Raw genomic sequence first — 20,407 nt, 5'->3', positions numbered from 1 at the left:
ATCGATCGCCGGCAAGCCACGCACGACCAGGAATGCCTTCGTGCCGGGGGGGGTCGAGTGCCCGCCCCGGCGTTCTTGACCTGCCGGAGTTCCCCGATGACAACGCCGAGAGGCCGCCTCGCGCGCGCCGCCCTGTGCCTGACCCCCGTGCTTCTGCTGGCCGCCTGCGGCGGCGGTGGCGGTGGCTCGACCCCCTTCCTTCCCGTTACGCCGCCCGCGCCCGCGCCGGCGCCCGCTCCAGCGCCCTCCCCCGCGCCGGCACCCCGCCCCAAGGCGCTGGTCATCGGCGTCGACGGCGTGCAATACGCGGCCCTGCAACAGGCGCTCGGCGACGCGCGCATGCCCGCGCTGCAAGGCCTGGGCACCTTGCTGCCTTCCTACACCGGCGGCGTGCTCGGCCAGCGCACGCAGCAGCAGGCCACCGACGGGCCGTCGTGGGCCACGCTGCTGACCGGCGGCTGGGCCGACCGGCACGAGATCCGCTCCAACTACGAAGGCCAGGCCTTCGGCGCCGACACCGTCTTCAAGCTGCTCAAGCAAGGCCGCGCCGACACCCGCAGCGCGGTGGTCGCGAGCTGGAGCGGCCTGCCGCAACTGCTGCGCGCCGACAAGGCCGCGGGCTACCTCGAGCTCGCGAAGGACTGCGACGGCAGCGACGACTGCGTCTCGACCGAGGCCGCGGGCGCGCTCGAGAGCGGCGGCTACGACCTCGTGGTCGCCGACTACCAGGGCCCGGCGCAGGTCGCCGACGTGGCGGGCTACGGCAGCGACTACCAGAACGCGCTCGCGCAGGTCGACAGGCAGATCGCCACGCTGCGCGCCGCGCTGGCGCGGCGCCGCGCGGCCCAGCCGCAGGAGGACTGGCTGGTGGTCGTCGCCACCACCCACGGCCTGGGCGCCACCGGCGTGGCCGACGGCATCCCGGTGCCGTCGAACCTCGCGACCGCGCTGGTGCTCGACCGCCGCGCCAACCTCGACGCAGCAGCGCCCGCCGGGCTGCCCGCGAGCATCGCGGACTGGTACGGCTATGCCTCCACGGCCGACATCGCGCCCACCCTGCTGACCCACCTGTCGGCCCTGCCCGCGGCCGACAAGTACGCGATCGACGGCGCGCCGCTGCTGGGCGCGCCCGGCGTGCGCCGGCTCGCCGCGGTGGCCAACGACAAGCGCAACGGCATCCGCCTGAGCTGGACGCTGCCGGCCCCGGTCGCCTCGATCACGGTGCTGCGCGACGGCGCGGCCGTGGCCACGCTGCCCGGCACGGCCGTCGGCTTCGAGGACACCACCATGCCCTTCGACGCCAGCGGCACCTACGCCTACGACTACACCGTGGTGGCCGACAAGACGCCGGTCTCGCTGCGCGCCTCGCTCGACTACGTGAAGCCGATCGTGCTGCTGCCCAGCGTGGCCAACGGCCTCACGCACCTGTTCCCGCTGAACGGCGCGCTCGGCGACCGCATCGCCGGTGGCCAGGTCTTCGCGCCCTGGGTCAAGGGCGCCACCGCGGTCTACGCGGCGGCCGGCGACGGTCCGCTGGGCAGCGGCACGCGCGCGCTGCTGTCGACCGACTACACCGGTGCCACGGTCTGCGCGGCCTGCGACGGCGGCTATTCGGTCCCCACGGCCAGCGTGACCAGCACCACCGCGCCCTTCAGCTTCGGCTTCTGGTTCCGCTCCGACGCCACCCGCTCGGGCATGCCGGTGATCTCGAACAAGGACTGGGGCAGCGGCAACAACCCGGGCCTCGCGATCGGCCAGTACGGCAGCGCCCTGCGCTTCAACATCGGCCGCGGCGGCGCGCGCCTGGGCGACAAGGACCTGGGCTTCAGCGCCAACACCTGGGCCTATGTCGCGATGACGGTCGACGTGCCGGCACTGAAGGTGAGCTACTACGTCTTCGATCCGGCGCTGGGCCTGCAGAGCAGCTCGGCCACGCTGACCAGCGCCTTCGCGGCCGCGCTCAACGGCCTCAACAAGGGCTTCTCGCTCAACGAGGACGGCGACGGCGGCTACGGCCCGAACTACCGCAACGGCAATGCGAGCAACACCATCGCCGGGCGCTTCGACTTCGCCGAGTTCGCGACCTGGAACCGCGTGCTGAGCGCGGCCGAGATCGAGTCGATCGCGCGCTCGCGCGGCTCGCTGACCACGCTGGTGCCCTGAGGAGAGACACGCATGCGCAACCCAACGATGCAACGCGCGGCTTGCGTTCTGGCGCTGCTCGCCGCCACCGTGCTCACGGCCTGCGGCGGCGGCGGCGGGGGTGGCGGCGCCATCGCCCTGCCCCCGGCCACGGGCCTCGTGCCCAACGACCCGGCCACCGCCGGCCCGCCGGCCGAGGCGCTGACCCCGCCGGGCGGCACGCCCGATTCCCAACTGCCGCCGCGCCGTCCCGAGTCGGTGCGCTGCGCGCCCTGAGCCCGCACACCATGAGCGACAAGCAAGCATCCCCTTCCCGCCGCGGCTTCCTGCGCGGCGCCGCCACCACCGCGGGCGCAGCCGCCGCGCTCGGCCTGCTGCCGCCCGGCATCCGCCGCGCACTGGCGATTCCCGCCGCGCAGGAGACCGGCACCATCAGCGACGTCAAGCACGTCGTGATCTTCATGCAGGAGAACCGCTCCTTCGATCACTACTTCGGCACCCTGCGCGGCGTGCGCGGCTTCGGCGACCGCTTCCCGGTGCCGCTGTCCAACGGCAAGCCGGTGTGGCAGCAGCCGCCGACCTCGGGCAGCGGCACCTGCGTGCCCTTCCGCTACGACACCACCGCCACCAGCGCGCAGCGCACCACCGGCATGGCCCACAGCTGGTCCGACGGCCAGCAGGCCTGGAACGGCGGGCGCATGAACCAGTGGGTGGCGGCCAAGACGGCGCGCGCGCTCGGCTACTACACGCAGAACGACATCGCCTACCAGTTCGCGCTGGCCGATGCCTTCACGCTGTGCGACGCCTACCACTGCAGCGAACTCACCGGCACCAACTCGAACCGCCTGTTCCTCTGGAGCGGCACCAACGACCCGCTGGGACAAGGCGGCGGTCCCGCGATCGACAACTCGAACGACGATCTCGCGAACGCGCCCGGCTACGACTGGACCACCTACCCCGAGCGCCTGGAACAGGCCGGCGTGAGCTGGCAGATCTACCAGGACATGGCGGACAACTACACCGACAACCCGCTCGAAGGCTTCACCAGCTTCCGCAAGGCCTACTACGCGGCCGAGCCGACCGAGGCGCAGCGCTCGCTCAAGGCGCGCGGCCTGTCCACGCGCTCCCTCGACGACCTGGCCGAGGACGTGAAGGCCGGCCGGCTGCCGCAGGTGAGCTGGATCGTGGCACCGGCCAAGTACTCGGAGCATCCCGGCCCCTCGTCGCCGCTGTGGGGCGCCGAATACACCGAGCGCGTGCTGAACGCCCTCACGGCCGATCCCGCGGTCTGGAGCCAGACCGTGCTGTTCATCATGTTCGACGAGAACGACGGCTACTTCGACCACATGCCGCCGCCCGCGATTCCCTCGCTCGATACCGACGGCAGCGAGGCCGGCATGAGCACGGTGTCGACGCTGGGCGAGCGCAACGACCTCAAGGCGCCCTACCGCGGCTCGCCCTTCGGCATGGGCTGGCGCGTGCCGATGTACGTGGTGTCGCCCTGGAGCCGCGGCGGCTGGGTCAACTCGCAGGTGGCCGACCACACCTCGGTGGTGCGCTTCCTCGAGACGCGCTTCGGCGTGATGGAACCCAACATCAGCCCCTGGCGGCGCGCGGTCGCGGGCGATCTCAGCACCTGCTTCGACTTCGCCACGCCCAATGCCGCGTTGCCCGCGCTGCCGCACATCGACGGCAAGGCGGCCGACGATGCCATTGCGAAGCAGCTGCTGCTGCCCACGCCGGTCGCGCCCGCGCCCGGCACCGGCACCCTGCCCCAGCAGGCCACCGGCGTGCGCTACTCGCGCGCCCTGCCCTACGAGCTGCACACCAGCGGCCGGCCCGACGTGGCGCAGCAGAAGTTCTGGCTGGTGTTCGGCAACACCGGCGGCGCGGGCGCGGTGTTCCATGTCTACGACCATCTCGCGCTCGACAAGGTGCCGCGCCGCTACACGGTGGAGCCCGGCAAGCTGCTCAACGACGCCTGGGCGGTGGCGGCCGGCGGGCGCTACGACCTCTCGGTGTTCGGCCCCAACGGCTACTTCCGGCGCTTCGGCGGCAAGCTGCCGGCCGCGCTCGCGGGCGGCACGGCACTGCCCGAGGTGCGCGTCTGCTACGACGCCGCCAACGGCGACGTGCACCTGGAAATGCACAACCTCGGCAACATCAGCTGCACCGTCGCGGTGGCGCCGAATGCCTACCGCACCGACGGCCCGTGGTCCTTCGCGCTCGCGCCGGGCCAGGTGGTGGTGCAGAAGTGGGACCTGGCACCGGCGAAGCACTGGTACGACTTCAGCGTGACGGCCAACGTGGACGACGGCACCAGCTACCTGCGCCGCTTCGCGGGCCGCGTGGAGAACGGCAGCCACGGCATCAGCGATCCGGCGATGGGCCAGGCGGCCTGAGCGTCACGCGCCTCCCCCACAATGGCGCCGGTCCGCCGCCGGCGCCATTCCTTCCTCCCCTTCGGCATCCCCATGCTCCAAGAAGAACGATTCCTGCGCATCCGCAGCCTGCTGGCCACCTTCTCGCGCCTGAGCGTCGAGCGGATCATGCAGGACCTCGCGGTCTCGCGCGAAACCGTGCGCCGCGACCTGCTCGAGCTCGAGGGCCTGGGCGAGCTGCGGCGGGTGCATGGCGGCGCCGTGGCCACGGGCGCGGAGCCCGAGCCGCCGCTGGCGGTGCGGCTGGTGGCGCGGCAGCGCGAGAAGCGCGCCATCGCCAGGGCCGCGATCGCGCTGCTCGAACCGGGCCAGACCGTGTTCCTCGACACCGGCAGCACCACCGCGCTGCTGGCCGAGGCGCTGGCCACGCTCAGCGGCATGACGGTCATCACCAACTCGCTGAGCATCGCGCTCAAGCTCGCGGGCGCGGCCGAGGGCCGCGACACCGGCGGGCGCACCGTGCTGCTCGGCGGCGAGATCGACGTCAAGACCCAGGCCACCTGCGGCGCCGGCACGGTCGAGGAGATCCGCCGCTACCGCGCCGACGTGGCGCTGCTGTCGCCGGTGGCGATGCATCCCAAGCACGGCGCGATGAGCTTCGAGCACCACGAGGCCGCGATCGCGCGCGCCATGGCCGAGCAGGCGCAGCAGCTCGTGATCCTGGCCGACCACGCCAAGATCGGCCAGGCCAGCCGCGTCACCTATGCGCGCAGCGCCGACATCGACGTGGTCGTCACCGATGCGGCCTCGCGCGACATGCCGGCGCTGCCGGCCCTGCGCCGCGCCTGCGAGCGCGTGGTGCTGGCCTGAGGCTTTGGCATCATCGCGGGATGGAAATCCAATCCCGTCCCCTGGTCATCGTCAAGCTCGGCGACACCTTCGACGCCCTGCGCGAGACGCACGGCGACTTCGAGCACTGGATCGCCGACGGCCTGGCCAGCGACACGCTGCCCATCGCCGTGATCGATCCGCGCCGCGGCGACACGCTGCCCGATCCCGCCGCCATCGCGGGCGCGGTGCTGACCGGCTCGCATGCGATGGTGTCGCACCGCGAGGACTGGAGCGAACGCACCGCCGGCTGGCTCGCGCGCGCCGTGGCGCAGGGCACGCCGGTGCTCGGCATCTGCTATGGCCACCAGTTGCTCGCGCATGCGCTCGGCGGCGAGGCCGGCGACCATCCGCGCGGCCCGGAGATCGGCACGGTCAGCGTCGTGCTCGAGGAGACCGCCGCCGCCGACCCGCTGCTGGGCGGCCTGCCGGCGCGCTTCGCGGCCCACGCGGTGCACTGGCAGAGCGCGCTGCGCCTGCCCGAGGGCGCGGTGCGGCTGGCCGGCAGCGCGCACGACCCGGTGCATGCCTTCCGCGTCGGCGACAGTGCCTGGGGCGTGCAGTTCCATCCCGAGTTCGATGCCCACGCGATGCGCGACTACATCGATCGCCTGGCCGGCCCGCTGAAGACGGCCGGGCTCGACCCCGAGGCGCTGCGCGAGCGCGTGCAGGCCACCGGCGATTGCGCGCAACTGCTCGGTCGCTTCGCGCGCATCGCCGAGGCGCGACAGGGCCTCTGAGCCTGGCCGCGCCTCAGTACTGCACGCGCAGCGACAGCGTCGCGTTGCGCGGCGACCCGTACCAGCCCTGGTTGAAGAACGCCACCTGCGAGTAGTACTTGCGGTCGGTCAGGTTGTTGATGTTGAGGGTCGCCGAGACGTTCTTGCGGATCTCGTAGCGCGCCATCAGGCTCACCAGCGCATAGCCCGACTGCGCGACCACGGTCGAGCGGTTGGCCGGCGGCGCCATGACGGTCTCGTAGGCGCGGCCCTGCCAGTTCACGCCCGCGCCCACGGTCAGCGCGCTCCAGGCGCCCGGCAGCCGGTAGCTGCTGAAGATCTTGAGCTGGCTGCGCGGATGCCCGGTGTTGATCGGCGTGCCGTTCGCGGCGCGGGCGCGGAAGTGGGTGTAGCCCGCGGAGAGGTTCCAGCCGCGCGCGATCTCGCCGCTGAGCTCGAGGTCCACGCCCTCCACCTTCGCGCCGGCCACCGCGCGGTAGGCCTGGGTGTTGGGCACGCCGCCCGCGGTCTGGCCGGCGATGGCCTCGGCCAGGTTGTCCTGGCGCGTCTGGAACAGCGCGAAGGCGCCGTTGAGCCGGCCGTCCGCATACGCGGCCTTGAGGCCTAGCTCGAAGCTCTTGCCGGTCACCGGGTCGAGGATCTCGCCGGCCGCGTCGCGGTTGTTCTGCGGCTTGAAGATGCTGGTGTAGCTGGCGTAGGCCGTGTAGGTTTCGTCGATGTCGTAGAGCAGGCCCGCGTAGGGCGTGATGCGGTCGCGGTGCTCGTACTTGCGGATGGCGCCGAAGTAGTTCTGGTCGGTCTTCCAGTTGCTCACGCGCGCGCCCACGATCAGGTGCAGCGGGTCGGCCAGCGAGAAGCGCCCCACGGCATAGGCGCCGTCCTGGCGCGCGCGCATGGTGTCGGCCTGCGAAGGAACGCTCGACCACAACGGCTCGGCGATGCGGTCGACGCGCCAGTCGAAGAAGCTGCCGATCGGCGGCTGGTTCAGCGCGCGGTACTGTGGCAGGTCGAGCCGGTCGTCGAAGCGCATCCAGCCGAGCGAGAACTCGTGGTCGCGGCCCAGCAGCCGGAACGGGCCGCCGAGCGTGGCATGGGCCGCGCGGCGCTTCAGTTCGCCGTCGTAATAGATATACGACGGCGCCACGCTCATCGCGCCGGTGAAGGCGTTGACCGCACCGCCGCGGTAGAGGTGCTTCATCATCATGTCGGTGCTGGCATGGCTGTAGGCCAGGCGCGCGGTCCAGCGGTTGGCGAAGCGGTGCGTGAGGTCGAGGAAGGCGGTGGTGGTGTCGGTCTCGGCCCGGGTCCATGTCGTGTTGCTGGCCACGGAGCGGTCGAAGTCGGTGCGCCGGCCATCGGTGTAGAACAGCGGGAAGCCGGCGCCGAAGCCGCGCGTCACGGTGTCCTGCCTGCTCAAGCCCAGCGTGAGCTCGGTGGCCGACGTCAGGTCGGCACTGAGCACGCCGTAGAAGGTGTTCGAGCGGTTGCCGAGGAAAGTGGTGTAGCTGTCGCCGTCCGAATGGGCCGCCACCAGGCGCGAGCGGATGCGCCCGTCCTGCGTGAGCGGGACCGAGATGTCGGCCTCGGCGCGCCGGAAATTCCAGCTGCCCACCGACACGCCGGCCGAGGCCGCGAACTCGCGCAGCGGCCGCTTGCGCACGAAGTTGATGGCGGCCGACGGATTGCCCGCGCCGGTCATCAGGCCGGTGGCGCCGCGCACCACCTCGAGCCGGTCGTAGATCGCGGTGTCGAGGTTGCTCTCGCCGAAGGCCCAGGGCGACAGCACCGGGCTCACGAGGCCGTCGAACTGGTAGGTGTCGATCGCGAAGCCGCGCGCCGACACCGAGAGCCGGTTGGCGTCGCTGCGCGTGATCGAGATGCCCGTGGCGCTGTTCAGCATGTCGCCCGTGGTCTGCAGGCCCTGGTCCTCGACGATCTGGCGCGTGACCACGCTGACCGATTGCGGCGTCTCGCGCGGCGAGAGCTGCAGGCCGGTCGCGGTGCGCGCGGCCTTCGTGGTGTACGAATTCGTGCCCTCGGTGGTGGGCGTGACCGCTGTGCCGGTGACCTCGATCGCGGGCAGCGCGGCACTCGATCCGGCATCGGGTGCCTGCGCCAGCGCGGACATCGAAGGCAGCGCCGCGCCGAACAGGAGGCTCAGGGAATGGCGCCGGAATGGCGCGGGGGAACGGAAGGCAGTCGGCATGGCGGCAGTGAGGACAAAGGGTTTAACGACAAATGAGAATTGTTACCATCTGGCGATGGACCGACCTATGCCGGAGCGCGGCAAAGCTATGCAGTACGCCGAAAGCACGGCTTTCCCCGCCCCCGCCGCGTCGACGCGCGCGTTCAGCGCCGCCGAGTTCGACCGGCTCGGCCGCGACGCGGGCTTCCGCTATCGCCTGCCCTACCTCTCGGGCGCGCCGCGCGACCCCGAGGCGCTGTGCATTGCCGAGGGCCGCGTCGAGACGCATGCGCTGGGCGCGGGCCTGACGCTGGCCGCCTCCGACATCGTGGTGCACCACCACTACGAGGCCACCTCGCAGGCGAGCCCGCGGTTCTCGGCCATCGTGGTGCTGCAGGGCCAGGCACGGGCCGCGCTCGGCCGCGGCGACAGCGTGCCGATGCGCACGCACGGCGGCCTCAGCGCCGCCTATGGCGACGGGCTGTCGATGACCGGCATTCACCCGGCCCGCCAGCGGCTGCGCAGCATCAACGTGTCGGCCGCACCGCTCGGCACGGGCGACGCGCAACTCGACGAACTGATCGCCGCCGCGCTGCGCTCGCCGGCCGGGCACCCGCGCCACTGGGCGGTGCCGCCGCACCTCGTGCAGGCCATCGAGCAGGTGCTCGGCGGCCGGTGGCAGGGCCCGCTGCAGGCGCTGCTGTGCCAGGGCGTGGGCCTGCAACTGCTCGCGCACGCACTGGCCGATGCGGCGCCTGCAACCCCACCGCAGCCCTCGGCGCGCGACCGCCAGTTGCTCGAACGCGTGCGCGAACGCCTGCACGACGCGCCCGAGGAACACCACACGCTCGAGGCACTGGCCCGCCTCGCCTGCATGAGCCAGAGCACGCTGCGCACCAAGTTCCGCGCCGCCTACCAATGCTCGGTCTTCGAGTGGCTGCACGAGCGCCGCATGGTGCTCGCGCGCGAGCGGCTGGCGCAGGGCCTGAGCGTGCAGGAGGCGGCGCGGCTGGTCGGCTACCGCCACGCGACCAACTTCGCGACCGCCTTCCGAAAACGCTTCGGCGTGGCGCCGAGCGGGCGCGAACGCCACTGACGACGTCCGCGCCCCGGCGTCGGAGCGCGACTACATCGGGGCCCCGGCGCTTCGGTTAAGGTTCGGCGCATTTCCGCAGTTCCAGAAGGTCCCATGAACCGCCCCGTCCCCGTGCGCAAGCACTTCTCGATGATCCGCGGCTTCCACCTCGCCGACGTCTTCACGCTCGGCAACGCGGCCTGCGGCGTGGGCGGCGTGTTCCTCGCGATGGCCTACATGGCGAGCCAGTCGCTCACCCACTTCTACTGGGCCGCCGCGCTCGCGCCCGCGGCCTTCGTGTTCGACGTGTTCGACGGCCGCATCGCGCGCTGGCGCCAGACCCATTCGGCGCTCGGGCGCGAGCTCGATTCGCTGGCCGACATCATCTCCTTCGGCGTGGCACCGGCCGCGCTGGGCTTCGCGGCCGGGCTCGACGGCGGCTGGGACTGCGTGGCGCTGGTCTACTTCGTCTGCTGCGGCGTGAGCCGGCTCGCGCGCTTCAACGTCACGGCCGAATCGCTCTCGGCCGGCGGCGACAAGGTCAAGTACTTCGAGGGCACGCCGATCCCGACCAGCGTGGTGCTGGTCGGCGTGCTCGCGTGGGCCGCCTCGCAGGGCCGCCTGGGCGACGCGCTGTGGGGCGGGGCCTGGAGCGTGGGCCCGTGGCAGCTGCATCCGATGGCGCTGCTGTTCGCGCTCTCGGGCACGCTGATGATCAGCAAGACGCTGCGCATCCCGAAGTTCTAAGCCAGACAAACCCAAGGAAGACACCCTCATGACGATGAAGCTGTATTTCGACCCGCACAGCCGCGCGCAGGTCGCCAAGTGGATGCTCGACGAGGCGGGCGTGGACTACGAGATCGTGCCCACGCTGCTGCGCGAGAAGGCGCACAAGACGCCCGAGTTCCGCCGGATCAACCCGGCCGGCAAGCTGCCGGCGCTGGTCGACGGCCGCACGCGGCTGTTCGAGAACGCGGCCATCTGCCTCTACATCGCCGAGAAGTACCCCGCGAAGAAGCTGGCACCGCCCGTGGGCACGCCCGAGCGCGGCCGCTTCCTGTCGCTGATGGTCTATTCGACCGCGCAGCTCGAGCCCGCGATGGGCGACAGCCTGCTCAGGCTGCGCAGCAACAACAGCGCGCGCGGCTGGACCGACTTCGAGGAGGCCAAGGACGCGGTCGAGCGCGAGCTCGGCGACGGCCCCTACCTGTTCGGCGCGCAGTTCACCGCGGCCGACGTGATGATCGGCTCGATGTTCATCTACCTGCGCGCCTTCGGCGGCCGCTCGAACCGGCCCCGGATCGACGCCTACGTCGAGCGGCTGCAGGCACGCCCGAAGGCCATGCGCTTCGGCTGAACGAACGAGACGTTCCGGCGCCGGCTGCCGCGCCGGCGACAGGTGGCGCGGCAGAGGCGGGCCTACGCTCGGTCCCCCGCTGTTTTCCAACGAAGGCTTCGCGCCGCACCACCATGCACAACACCAAGAGACAGGCAGCCACCCTTCCCCTTTCCCTGCTCGCCGCCGCGCTGCTGCTCGCGGGCTGCGCCAGCGCCCCGCCGCCCTCGGGGCGCGCGGTCACGATCGAGCGCACCACCTACGGCATCGCCCACGTCACCGCGCCCGACTACGAAGGCCTGGCCTTCGGCGCCGCCTACGCGCATGCGCAGGACAACGTCTGCCAGACCGCCGAGCACCTGGTGACGATGCGCGGCGAGCGTTCGCGTTTCTTCGGCGCGCAGGAGCGCGGCGCCTTCGGCCTGGGCCTGATGCCCAACGCGCAGATCGACCTGTTCGTGCGCTACCACATGGACGACGCCGCGCTCGCGCGCGCCGGTGCCACCACCGGCGCCGAGGTGCAGACCATGATGCGCGGCTACGTGGCCGGCTACAACCGCTACCTCCAGGACGCCGGCCCCAACGGACTGCCCGCGGCCTGCCGCGGCAAGCCCTGGGTGCGGCCGATGACCGCGGCCGACCTGGCGCGCGCCACCGAGCAGTCGATGATCCAGGGCGGCCTGGGCGCGCTCGCGGGCGCGGTGCTCGAGGCGAAGCCGCCCGCGCCGGGCGCGCGCACCGGCGCGGCGCCGGTGCCGCTCGACCAGGCCGTGGCCGAGATCGGCCGCCACAGCTTCAACGCCAACCCCGAGGGCGGCGAGCTCGGCTCCAACGGCTGGGCCTTCGGGCGCAACGCCACGCCCGACGGCCGCGGCCTGCTGCTGGGCAACCCGCACTTCCCGTGGACCGGCACCAACCGCTTCTGGCAGCTGCACCTGACGATCCCCGGCCGCGTCGACGTGATGGGCGCCACCGGCGGCCTGAGCCCGGTGGTGGCGATCGGCTTCAACAAGGACGTGGCCTGGACCCACACCGTGTCGACCGGCAAGCGCTTCACGCTCTACGAGCTGCAGCTCGATCCGGCCGACCCGACCGTCTACATCGTCGACGGCCAGCGTCGCCGCATGACGGCGCGCACCGTGACCCTGCCGGCGAGCGATGGCGCGCCGGCGCTGCAGCACACCTTCTACGAGAGCGAATGGGGCCCGCTGATCGCGCTGCCCAAGGCCGGCCTGGGCTGGACCGCGCAGCGCGCCTATGCGATCCGCGACGCCAACACGCTCAACGTGCGCTCGGCCGAGTCCTGGATGCGCATGGCGCAGGCGCGCAACGTGGCCGAGCTGCGCGCCGCGATGGGCAACCAGGGCATGCCGTGGATCAATACCATCGCGGCCGACCGCGACGGCAACGCGATGTACGCCGACCTCTCGGTGGTGCCCGACGTCTCGGCCGAGCAGCTGCGCGCCTGCGCGCCCTCGCCGGGCGCCGCGGCGCTGCTCAACGCAGCCGGTCTCGCGGTGCTCGACGGCTCGCGTGCCGCCTGCGCCTGGCAGCGCGATGCCACGGCCGCGTCGCCCGGCATCATCGCGCCCGTGCGCATGCCGGTCGTGGTCACGCCCGACTGGGTGCAGAACAGCAACGACAGCTACTGGCTCAGCAACCCGCGCATCGCGCCGATGGCGGGCGTGTCGCCGCTGGTCGGGCCGGTGGGCGTGCCGCAGCGGCTGCGCACGCGCAGCGGCATCCTCGAGATCGAGGGCCGGCTCGCGGGCGCCGACGGCCTGCCCGGCAACCGTATGGGCGCGGCCGAGCTGCGCAGCGTGATCTTCCGCGACCGCAACCTCGCGGGCCTGCTGGTGATGGACGACCTGCAGGCCGCCTGCGCGGCCGCCGGCGGCGCGCTCGATGCTGACCAGGCGCTGGGCTGCCGCGTGCTCGCGGCCTGGGACCGCACCAGCAACGCCGACGCGAAGGGCGCGGCGCTGTTCCGTGAGTTCTGGCGCAAGGCCAAGGACATCCCGAAGGTCTGGCGCCTGCCCTTCGACCCGGCGCAGCCGGTGACCACGCCGGCCGGCCTCGACATGGCCGCGCCCGCCACCCGCGCCGCGGTCTTCAAGGCCCTGGGCGACGCGGTCGGCATCCTGCGCACCGCGGGCTTCGCGGCCGACGTGCCGCTGGGCGTGCCGCAGTCGCGCGAGGTGCGCGGCCAGCGCATCGCGCTGCATGGCGGCGACGAGTTCGAGGGCGTGCTCAACAAGCTCGAGTCGCAGGGCCAGTCGCTGATCGACCCGAAGGGCTACCAGGTCAACTACGGCAGCAGCTACATCCAGGTGGTGGGCTTCGACGAGCGCGGGCCGGTGGCGCAGGGCCTGCTGACCTACGGCCAGAGCAGCGACCTCGCCTCGCCGCGCGCCTACGACCAGTTGCCGCTGTTCGCGGCCAAGCAGTGGCACGCGCTGCCCTTCCACCGCGCCGACATCGAGGCGCAGCGCGAGGGACGGCCGTTGCAGTTCGCCTACTGAGATCGAGCAAACCCGAGCCCGCCGCTGCGACACATGGATTGCGCAGAATCGACGCCATGTCCCAAACCAATGCCGCTCCTTCCGCCTCCGGCCACCGGCCCTCGGGCCTCGACCAGCTGATCGCCCTCGCCGCCGCGCAGCCGCTGGCGCCGGCCTGCGACCACTTCTACTTCCTGCGCCACGGCCAGACCGGCCGCAACGCGCAGCGCATCTTCCAGGCCACCGACGAGCCGCTGAGCGAGCTCGGCCTGCAGCAGGCCGCGCGCGCGGCCGAACTGCTGGCGGGCGAGCCGATCCGCACCATCGTCTGCTCCGATGCGCGGCGCGCCTTCGACACCGCGCACGCCGTGGGCAGCGCGCTCAAGCTGGTGCCCACGGCGCAGGCCGTGCTGCGCGAGCGCAACTTCGGCGCGCTGATCGGCACCTCCTCGGCCAACATCGACTGGGCCTGCGAGCCCGAGGGCGGCGAGACCCTGGCCCAGTTCGTCGCGCGCAAGCGCGCCGCGCTGGCCGAGGCCCTGGCCCAGCCCGCGCCGGTGCTGGTGGTGGCGCACGGCGGCACGCTCTATGCGCTGGCCGCGCTGCTGGGCGTGCCGGTCGACCTGGGGCTGCTGGGCAACGCGCAGCCATTGCGTTTCGACCGCAGCGGCCCCACATGGGCCGTGACGCCGCTGCTGCGGCATGCCGACGGCGACGCCGCGCTGGCCTAGGGTTCTCCGAGCGCCGCGCGCGAGCCGTCCCCACACCCCACACCAAGACCATGGAATTCAAGGACTACTACAGCGCCCTGGGCATCGAGCGCACCGCGTCGGACGACGAGGTGCGCAAGGCCTACCGCAAGCTCGCGCGCAAGTACCACCCCGACGTCAGCAAGGAGCCCGACGCCGAGCAGCGCATGCGCGACATCAACGAAGCCAAGGACGTGCTCGGCGACAAGGAGAAGCGCGCCGCCTACGACGCCCTGGCCGACCGCGTGGCGCGCGGCGGCCGCCCCGACGGCGACTTCCAGCCGCCGCCGGGCTGGGACACCGGCTTCGAGTTCCACCGCGGACCGCGCCAGGGCCCGGCCGACCATGCCGACTTCAGCGAGTTCTTCTCATCGATGTTCGGCGAGGCCGAGCGCCGCGGCGCCGCGCGGCAGAACTTCCGCGCGCGCGGCGAGGACCACCACGCCGCGATCGAGATCGCGCTCGAGGACGCCATCGGCGGCGCCGAGCGCGAGATCAGCCTGCGCTCGCAGGTGCTCGACGCGCAGGGCCAGCCGCGCTGGGAAACGCGCACCCTGAGCGTGAAGATCCCGCCCGGCGTGCACCCGGGCCAGTTCATCCGCCTCGCGGGCCAGGGCCTGCCGGGCCACGGCGGCGAGCCGGCCGGCGATCTCTACCTCGAGGTGCGCATCGCGCCGCACAAGCTCTACCGCGTCGAGGCGCGCGACCTCTACATGACCCTGCCGGTCACGCCCACCGAGGCCGCGCTCGGCGCGCAGGTCGAGGTGCCGCTGCCCGGCGGCGGCGCAGTCGAGGTCACGGTGCCGAAGCAGGCCAAGAGCGGCCTCAAGCTGCGCCTCAAGGGCCGCGGCCTCGCGGGCAAGACGCCCGGCGACCTCTACCTGCTGCTCGACATCGCGCTGCCGCCCGCCGACAGCGAGGCCGCGCGCGGCGCCTACGAGGCGCTCGCGAAGGCTTCGGCCTCGTTCAACCCACGCCAGCACCTGGGAGTCTGAGATGGCGACCGTTTCCATCACCACCACCGCCGTCGGCCAGTTGCATCCGCTGGCCGCGAGCGAACTCGCGCATGCCTGCGGTGCCGACACCGCATGGGTCGTGCAACTGGTCGAGGTCGGCATCGTGCGCATCGAGACCGAGGAGGCGCAGCCCGAGCGCTGGCGCTTCTCGAGCGCCGACCTGCAGCATGCGCTGGAGGCACGGCGGCTCGAGCGCGACTTCGGCGTCGGCCTCGATGCCGCGGCGCTGATCCTCGACCTGCAGCACGAGGTGCGCAGGCTCAAGACGGTGCTGCAGGCGCACGGCCTGCGATAGGCCCACGCGCCGCAAGGAAAAGCCACGCCGCGGCTTGACCTTGACACCGTGCGAGACCGAAGACTTCGGGCCTCTTCCACAGGAGGCCGCATGACCCCTCGCACCCTTCCATCGCCCGTCCACGCCGACACCGCGCCGCGGTTCGACCTCGAGGCCGCGCTCGCGCGCGCCGGCGTTTCGCAACGGCTGCTGCGCCAGTGCGAGGCGCGCGGCCTGATCGCCGCGACCGAGCCCCGCTACACGCACGCCCACGTCGCCGTGCTGCGCTTCGCGCGCCGTGCGCTGGCGCTGGGCTTCGCCATGGACGAGATCGAACGGCTGGTGGCGCTGTGGCGTGACGAGGAACGCACGAGCGCCGAGGTCAAGCGCCTCGCGCTGTGCCGCGCCGAGGCGCTCGATTCGCGCATCGAGGAACTGCAGGCGACGAAGCGCGTGCTCGAACGGCTCGCGGACCTGTGCCGGGGCGACCACCGGCCTGCGTGTCCGATCCTCGACGAGCTGGTCGAGATGCGGGGCTTTACCGCTACTGCATCTGCGGCAGGTTCCCGATCCGCACCAGCATCTCCGTGAACATCTGCATGTCCGCGTCGAGGTCGGGCACTTCCTTGTATTCCTTGGCGTTGTGCGCGGTGTACTTCTTGCCGGGCATCGCGGGGCCGAAGTTGATCGCGTTGGGCATCAGCTTGGCGGTGGTGCTGCCGGCCGTGGGCACGGGCTTGGCCTCCAGCCCGGTGGTGTCGCCGTAGATGTTCAGCAGCGTCGAGAGCCAGGCGCCCTTGGGATCGCGCGCCATCCAGTTGCCCTGGTCGTACTGGATCTCGGGCTTGACCTTGGCCGCATCGGCCCAGGCCTGCACCTTCGCGGCCACCTGGGCCTTGAGTTCGTCGGGCGTGCGGCCGCGCGGCATGCGCACGTTAACCGTGACCTCGACGCGGCCGTCGGCCCCCGCGCGCACGAGGTTCGGCGAGAAGGTCAGCGGGCCCATGAAGTCGTCGGCATAGCCCAGGCCCAGCTTCTCGCCGAGGTAGCCGGTGCCGTAGAGCGCATCGAGGTAGTCGACCGCCTGGCGAAAGCCGTTGGGCGCGAGCGCCAGGCCCGATTCCTTGAGGAACAGCGCGAGGCGCGGCACCGGGTTCACGCCCTCCTCGGGCCGCGAGCCGTGGGCCGAGACGCCGGTCACCTTGAGTTCGATGCTGTCGGCGCCGCGCGCGATGTCGATGGCGAACTTGCCGCCCTGGGCCTCGTACTCGCGCAGGAAGCCGGCCTTCGCGGCCTCGAGGGTCGCGGCCGCGGCGCCGAGGTCGCCGCCCTTGAGCGTGGCGGTGGCGGTCTGCGCGATCGCGTTGGCCGAGGCGGCGCCGGCCATCGCGACGATGGCGGTGACCGCGGGGTCAGCGGGCTGCGCGGGGAAGAACACCTTGAGCGCGCCCGAGCCCTTCTCGGCCACCACGGCCGGGTACTTGCTGTCGAGCACGATGTTGTAGGCCGGCAGCACAGTCTTGTTGCGGTAGTAGAGCATCGCGTCGCCGCCGGTCTCCTCGGTGGTCTCGATCATCAACCGGATGCCGCGCTCGATCGGCAGACCGCTGTCCTTGACCGCCTTCATCGCGTAGAGCACGGCGGCTATCGAGCCCTTGTCGTCGATGGTGCCGCGGCCGTAGAGGAAGTCGCCCACGCGGGTCATGGTGAAGGGATCGAGTCGGGTGCCGTCGTCGAGCACCCATTCGGACAGCACGGCGGGCACCACGTCGGCATGCGTGAGGATGCCGAACTCCTCGCTGCCGCGGCCCTCGAGGCTGACCTCGAAGATGCGGTTGTCGACGTTGCGCCAGTTCAGGCCGAAGTCCTTCGCCATCTTCTCGACCAGCCGGCCGAAATCGAGGATCGCGGGACTCTCGTGCGGCGGCACCTGCACGTTGCGCCCGGGCGGGAGCGCGACCATGGCGCCGAGGGTCGCGATCGCCGCCTGCTGGTTCCGCAGCCGGTTGTACAGGCCGAGCAGGCGCGCGATGTCGACCAGCGCATCGCCCGCGAGCGGCTGGCGCTGGCCATACGCGGACACGGCGGCGGCCAGTTCCTTGTTGGCCGGGTTCGCGGCGACGGCCTGGGCCAGGAAGGCATTGAAGTCCTTCGCGGTCTGGCCGGCCTGCCAGCGCGCGGCGAGCTGGTCGAGGGCGGGCTTCTTGAGCGTGTCGGCGAGGGCCGGGCCGCCGAGGGCGAGCACGGCGCAGCCGATGGACAGGGCGGGCAGCGAAAGGCGCGGAAGACGCGAAAGTCGCGATGGCATGAATGAGCTCCCTCGTGGCGGATACATCCGCCGACGATAGCCCAGCCTGCGGCACGAACCGCGTCGCCAAAGAAAAACCGGGCCACGCTCGTCGCGTGGCCCGGTTTCCCTAATCAATTCTCTTCAACAGAAGCGGCTTGCGCCGCCCGGCATCACAGGCCGGCTTGACGCGTCAGCGTGCGGGCTTGCGCGGGGATCACGCTGCCCGGGAACGATTCGCGGCGCAGGTTCTGGCCGGGAGCGTGGGCGGCTGCCACGGCTTCGCCACGGACCACGGCGCGGTCGGTGTTGCCGGCCACGACGGGTGCCAGGTTGGCGGTCGCGCCGTCGGCGTAGATGTTGCCTTCGCGGGCAGCGGCGGCGGCCTGGGGCGCCACGTCGGCGCGGCTGTAGCCGGAGGTCACCGAATGCACGCCTTCATAGGTTTCCGCGTGGGCGCCGGCAACGGCGATCAGCGACAGGGCGGCGGCAGCGAGGATGTTCGAGGTCTTCATGAGTGTCTTTCCTTTGGATGGTCTTCTTTTGGGTGAGACGGAGTTTGCCTCATCAAACCAGGGAAAACCCTTGCTCCAATGAATCACGGTGTTCACGAAATTGAAACAATGGCAGGGAACTTTCCTACGACGACGCCCAAATAGCTACATTCGATGCCGAATCGACGGGCTTTCCGCCCGCGGGCCGAATACCTTCCGCCTAGCGCGGCCAGGCGCGCAGCACCGCGCGGATCGCGCGCGTATCGCCGGCCTTGACCTCGGCGCGGTAGCTGCCGACCAGCGCCTCGCGCTCGCCATCGGCCTGCGCATCGCCGCGCCAGGCGGCCAGCGCGGCGATCTCCTCGTCGCCGAGCGCCGACAGCCAGACCAGCGTGAGCTGCCGCTCGAGCTCGCGCGCGACGGTCAGCAGGTTGCGCTGGCGCGTCGAGGTCACGCCGCGCGACCACAGCGAGTCGATGGCGCCCTCGAGCGTGGCCTCGGGCAGCGAGGTGAACTGGGCCGCGTTGCCGCGCGCCAGTTGCTTGACCACGGCGCTCATCAGCAGCTCGCTCGAGAAGTCGACCTCGCGCAGCTCGGCCACCGCCATGCGATCGAGCAGCCCGGTGCGCGCCGGCCCGGGCGGGTTGGCCTGCTGGCGCTTGATGAAGTCGGCGCGCGCCGCGTCGTCCATCGCGCCATAGTCGGCGCGGACCTTCGCGAGGTGCGCGACCGCGCCCAGCACCGCGGGCGACGGCGCCGCGCCACCCTGCCCGGCCGCCGCCACGGCCGCCTGCACCGCGGCCAGCGCGGCATGCGCGTCGAAGGCATGTGCCGAGGCGGCATCGAGCGCCTTGAGCGCGCCGCCCGCGATGGCCTCGTCGGCCGGATCGAGCTGCTGCCTGGCGCCGCGCGCCACGGCGCCGGGTGCGTAGGCGGCCTGGTAGCGCGCCGGCACGCCCTCGAACTGCAGCAGCGCCTGCGCGCGGTCCTGGGCCGCGGCGGGCGCGGCGGCCAGCAGCAGCGAGAGCGAGAGGCCGAGGGCCAGGGCGGCCAGGCAACGGGAGCGAAGGAACGACAGCATGGCGCGATTATTGGCGCCCACCCGGTCGGGCCGCGTCGGACGAGCGCCAGCCGGGCGCGCCGGAAAAATCGCGCCGCGCGCAGAACCGAACGCCGCCGCGAGGATCGCAATCCATCGCCGGTCACCGCCGCCCGCTAAAGTCCGCCCCGCTCCCGTTCAATGCCCACCGCGCCATGCGAACCCTCTTCCTCCTCCCGCTCCTGCTGACCACACTGCTCGCCCTCCCCGGCCATGCCCAGCCACGCGCCGAGGCCGCGCCGCGCCCGATCGCCGCGCGCGGCGCGCTCGGGGCCGACGAGCAGAACAACATCGCCGTGTTCAAGGCCGCCTCGCCCGCGGTGGTCAACATCACCTCGATCGGGCTGGAGCGCGGCCTGTTCTCGCTCAACGTGCAGCAGGTGCCGCAGGGCACGGGCACCGGCTTCGTCTGGGACACGCAGGGCCACGTCGTCACCAACTACCACGTGATCCAGAACGCGGCCGCCGCGCGCGTGACGCTGGCCGACCAGAGCAGCCACCGCGCGCAGCTGGTGGGCGTGTTCCCCGACCGCGACCTCGCGGTGCTGCGCATCGATGCGCCCGCGGCCAAGCTGCGGCCGCTGCCGCTGGGCACCAGCGCCGACCTGCAGGTGGGCCAGAAGGTCTACGCCATCGGCAATCCCTTCGGGCTCGACCAGACGCTGACCACCGGCATCGTGAGCGCGCTCAACCGCGAGATCGATTCGGTCAACCGGCGCACCATCCGCGGCGCGATCCAGACCGACGCCGCGATCAACCCCGGCAACTCGGGCGGCCCGCTGCTCGATTCGGCGGGCCGGCTGATCGGGGTCAACACCGCCATCTTCAGCCCCTCGGGCGCGAGCGCGGGCATCGGCTTCTCGATCCCCGTGGACGAGGTCAACCGCATCGTGCCGCGGCTGATCCGCGACGGCCGCTTCGTGCGGCCCGCGCTGGGCCTGACCTACGCGCCCAAGGAACTCAACAGCGCGCTCGACCTGCCGCGCGGCGTGGCGATCCTGCGCGTGCAGCCCGACAGCCCGGCCGCGCGCGCGGGCCTGCGCGCCTTCGCACGCGGCGAGCGCGGCATCGTGCCGGGCGACGTGATCACCGCGATCGACGGCGCGGCCGTCAGCAGCGCCGACGACGTGCTGACCGTGCTCGAGCGCCTGCAGCCCGGCGACGCGGTCGAGCTCACGCTGTGGCGCGCGGGCGCGACGCGGCGCCAGAAGGCCACGCTGGCGACCTCTGACGAATGAGC

18 protein-coding genes are annotated in these 20,407 nt (G+C 72.1%); 14 read left to right on the top strand and 4 right to left on the bottom strand.

The window, feature by feature from the left end; all coding sequences use genetic code 11:
- Nucleotides 1–96 precede the first annotated feature (96 nt).
- The 5 genes from ACEN9J_RS01705 to ACEN9J_RS01685 all read left to right on the top strand — a co-directional run bounded on the left by ACEN9J_RS01705 (nt 97) and on the right by ACEN9J_RS01685 (nt 6,151).
- Nucleotides 97–2,163 (top strand): LamG-like jellyroll fold domain-containing protein, encoded by a 2,067-nt coding sequence (locus tag ACEN9J_RS01705; RefSeq protein WP_413763119.1) that lies wholly within the window; start codon nt 97–99, stop codon nt 2,161–2,163.
- 12 nt (nt 2,164–2,175) lie between these two features.
- The gene (locus tag ACEN9J_RS01700) at nt 2,176–2,418 is read left to right on the top strand and encodes a hypothetical protein (RefSeq protein WP_057598361.1); all 243 of its coding nucleotides are present in this window, start codon (nt 2,176–2,178) and stop codon (nt 2,416–2,418) included.
- 11 nt (nt 2,419–2,429) lie between these two features.
- On the top strand, nt 2,430–4,544 hold the full coding sequence (locus ACEN9J_RS01695) for a phosphocholine-specific phospholipase C (RefSeq protein WP_413763118.1): 2,115 nt from the start codon (nt 2,430–2,432) through the stop codon (nt 4,542–4,544).
- A 72-nt stretch (nt 4,545–4,616) separates the two neighbouring features.
- Nucleotides 4,617–5,393: a DeoR/GlpR family DNA-binding transcription regulator gene (locus ACEN9J_RS01690; RefSeq protein ID WP_203201563.1), complete on the top strand. Its 777-nt coding sequence runs from the start codon at nt 4,617–4,619 to the stop codon at nt 5,391–5,393.
- 20 nt (nt 5,394–5,413) lie between these two features.
- Nucleotides 5,414–6,151 (top strand): glutamine amidotransferase, encoded by a 738-nt coding sequence (locus tag ACEN9J_RS01685; RefSeq protein ID WP_413763117.1) that lies wholly within the window; start codon nt 5,414–5,416, stop codon nt 6,149–6,151.
- A gap of 13 nt (nt 6,152–6,164) precedes the next feature.
- Here ACEN9J_RS01685 and ACEN9J_RS01680 read toward each other — a convergent pair whose 3' ends face one another.
- Nucleotides 6,165–8,357: a TonB-dependent siderophore receptor gene (locus ACEN9J_RS01680; protein ID WP_413763116.1), complete on the bottom strand. Its 2,193-nt coding sequence runs from the start codon at nt 8,355–8,357 to the stop codon at nt 6,165–6,167.
- Nucleotides 8,358–8,445: 88 nt separating this feature from the next.
- Here ACEN9J_RS01680 and ACEN9J_RS01675 point away from each other — a divergent pair, with 88 nt between their 5' ends.
- From ACEN9J_RS01675 to ACEN9J_RS01640, 8 genes are all read left to right on the top strand, one after another.
- Nucleotides 8,446–9,432 carry a helix-turn-helix transcriptional regulator gene (locus tag ACEN9J_RS01675; protein WP_413763115.1) on the top strand — a complete coding sequence of 329 codons (987 nt, stop codon included), beginning with the start codon at nt 8,446–8,448 and terminating at the stop codon, nt 9,430–9,432.
- A 93-nt stretch (nt 9,433–9,525) separates the two neighbouring features.
- Entirely contained in the window at nt 9,526–10,158 is a 633-nt protein-coding gene (locus ACEN9J_RS01670; RefSeq protein ID WP_413763114.1) for a CDP-alcohol phosphatidyltransferase family protein, read from the top strand.
- Nucleotides 10,159–10,186: 28 nt separating this feature from the next.
- Complete coding sequence (locus tag ACEN9J_RS01665; RefSeq protein ID WP_413763113.1) at nt 10,187–10,768, top strand: glutathione S-transferase family protein; 582 nt, start codon at nt 10,187–10,189, stop codon at nt 10,766–10,768.
- Nucleotides 10,769–10,881: 113 nt separating this feature from the next.
- Nucleotides 10,882–13,269 carry a penicillin acylase family protein gene (locus tag ACEN9J_RS01660; protein ID WP_413763112.1) on the top strand — a complete coding sequence of 796 codons (2,388 nt, stop codon included), beginning with the start codon at nt 10,882–10,884 and terminating at the stop codon, nt 13,267–13,269.
- A gap of 56 nt (nt 13,270–13,325) precedes the next feature.
- A complete protein-coding gene (locus ACEN9J_RS01655) occupies nt 13,326–13,979 on the top strand; it encodes a histidine phosphatase family protein (protein WP_413763111.1) in 654 nt (217 codons plus the stop codon).
- Nucleotides 13,980–14,029: 50 nt separating this feature from the next.
- A complete protein-coding gene (locus tag ACEN9J_RS01650; protein ID WP_413763110.1) occupies nt 14,030–14,992 on the top strand; it encodes a DnaJ C-terminal domain-containing protein in 963 nt (320 codons plus the stop codon).
- Nucleotide 14,993: 1 nt separating this feature from the next.
- A complete protein-coding gene (locus ACEN9J_RS01645; RefSeq protein WP_057595067.1) occupies nt 14,994–15,308 on the top strand; it encodes a chaperone modulator CbpM in 315 nt (104 codons plus the stop codon).
- A 90-nt stretch (nt 15,309–15,398) separates the two neighbouring features.
- Nucleotides 15,399–15,878, top strand: a complete 480-nt coding sequence (locus ACEN9J_RS01640) for a MerR family DNA-binding protein (RefSeq protein ID WP_413763109.1) — start codon at nt 15,399–15,401, stop codon at nt 15,876–15,878.
- Here ACEN9J_RS01640 and ACEN9J_RS01635 read toward each other — a convergent pair.
- The 3 genes from ACEN9J_RS01635 to ACEN9J_RS01625 form a co-directional block, all read right to left on the bottom strand.
- Nucleotides 15,832–17,595 (bottom strand): dipeptidase, encoded by a 1,764-nt coding sequence (locus ACEN9J_RS01635; protein ID WP_413763108.1) that lies wholly within the window; start codon nt 17,593–17,595, stop codon nt 15,832–15,834. The two genes, ACEN9J_RS01640 and ACEN9J_RS01635, sit on opposite strands and share 47 nt — an antisense overlap.
- Nucleotides 17,596–17,747: 152 nt before the next feature.
- Entirely contained in the window at nt 17,748–18,089 is a 342-nt protein-coding gene (locus ACEN9J_RS01630) for a hypothetical protein (RefSeq protein ID WP_057595065.1), read from the bottom strand.
- A 199-nt stretch (nt 18,090–18,288) separates the two neighbouring features.
- The gene (locus ACEN9J_RS01625; protein WP_261206803.1) at nt 18,289–19,149 is read right to left on the bottom strand and encodes a hypothetical protein; all 861 of its coding nucleotides are present in this window, start codon (nt 19,147–19,149) and stop codon (nt 18,289–18,291) included.
- Between the two features lie 173 nt (nt 19,150–19,322).
- Here ACEN9J_RS01625 and ACEN9J_RS01620 point away from each other — a divergent pair, with 173 nt between their 5' ends.
- A complete protein-coding gene (locus ACEN9J_RS01620; protein ID WP_261206801.1) occupies nt 19,323–20,405 on the top strand; it encodes a S1C family serine protease in 1,083 nt (360 codons plus the stop codon).
- The last annotated feature ends 2 nt before the right edge of the window (nt 20,406–20,407 follow it).

Origin of the sequence: Variovorax sp. Varisp41, assembly GCF_047325085.1 — a bacterium.
Classification (GTDB): Bacteria; Pseudomonadota; Gammaproteobacteria; order Burkholderiales; family Burkholderiaceae_C; genus Variovorax.
The sequence above is the reverse complement of the archived record's forward strand: the minus strand, read 5'-3'. Positions and strand labels throughout refer to the sequence as shown.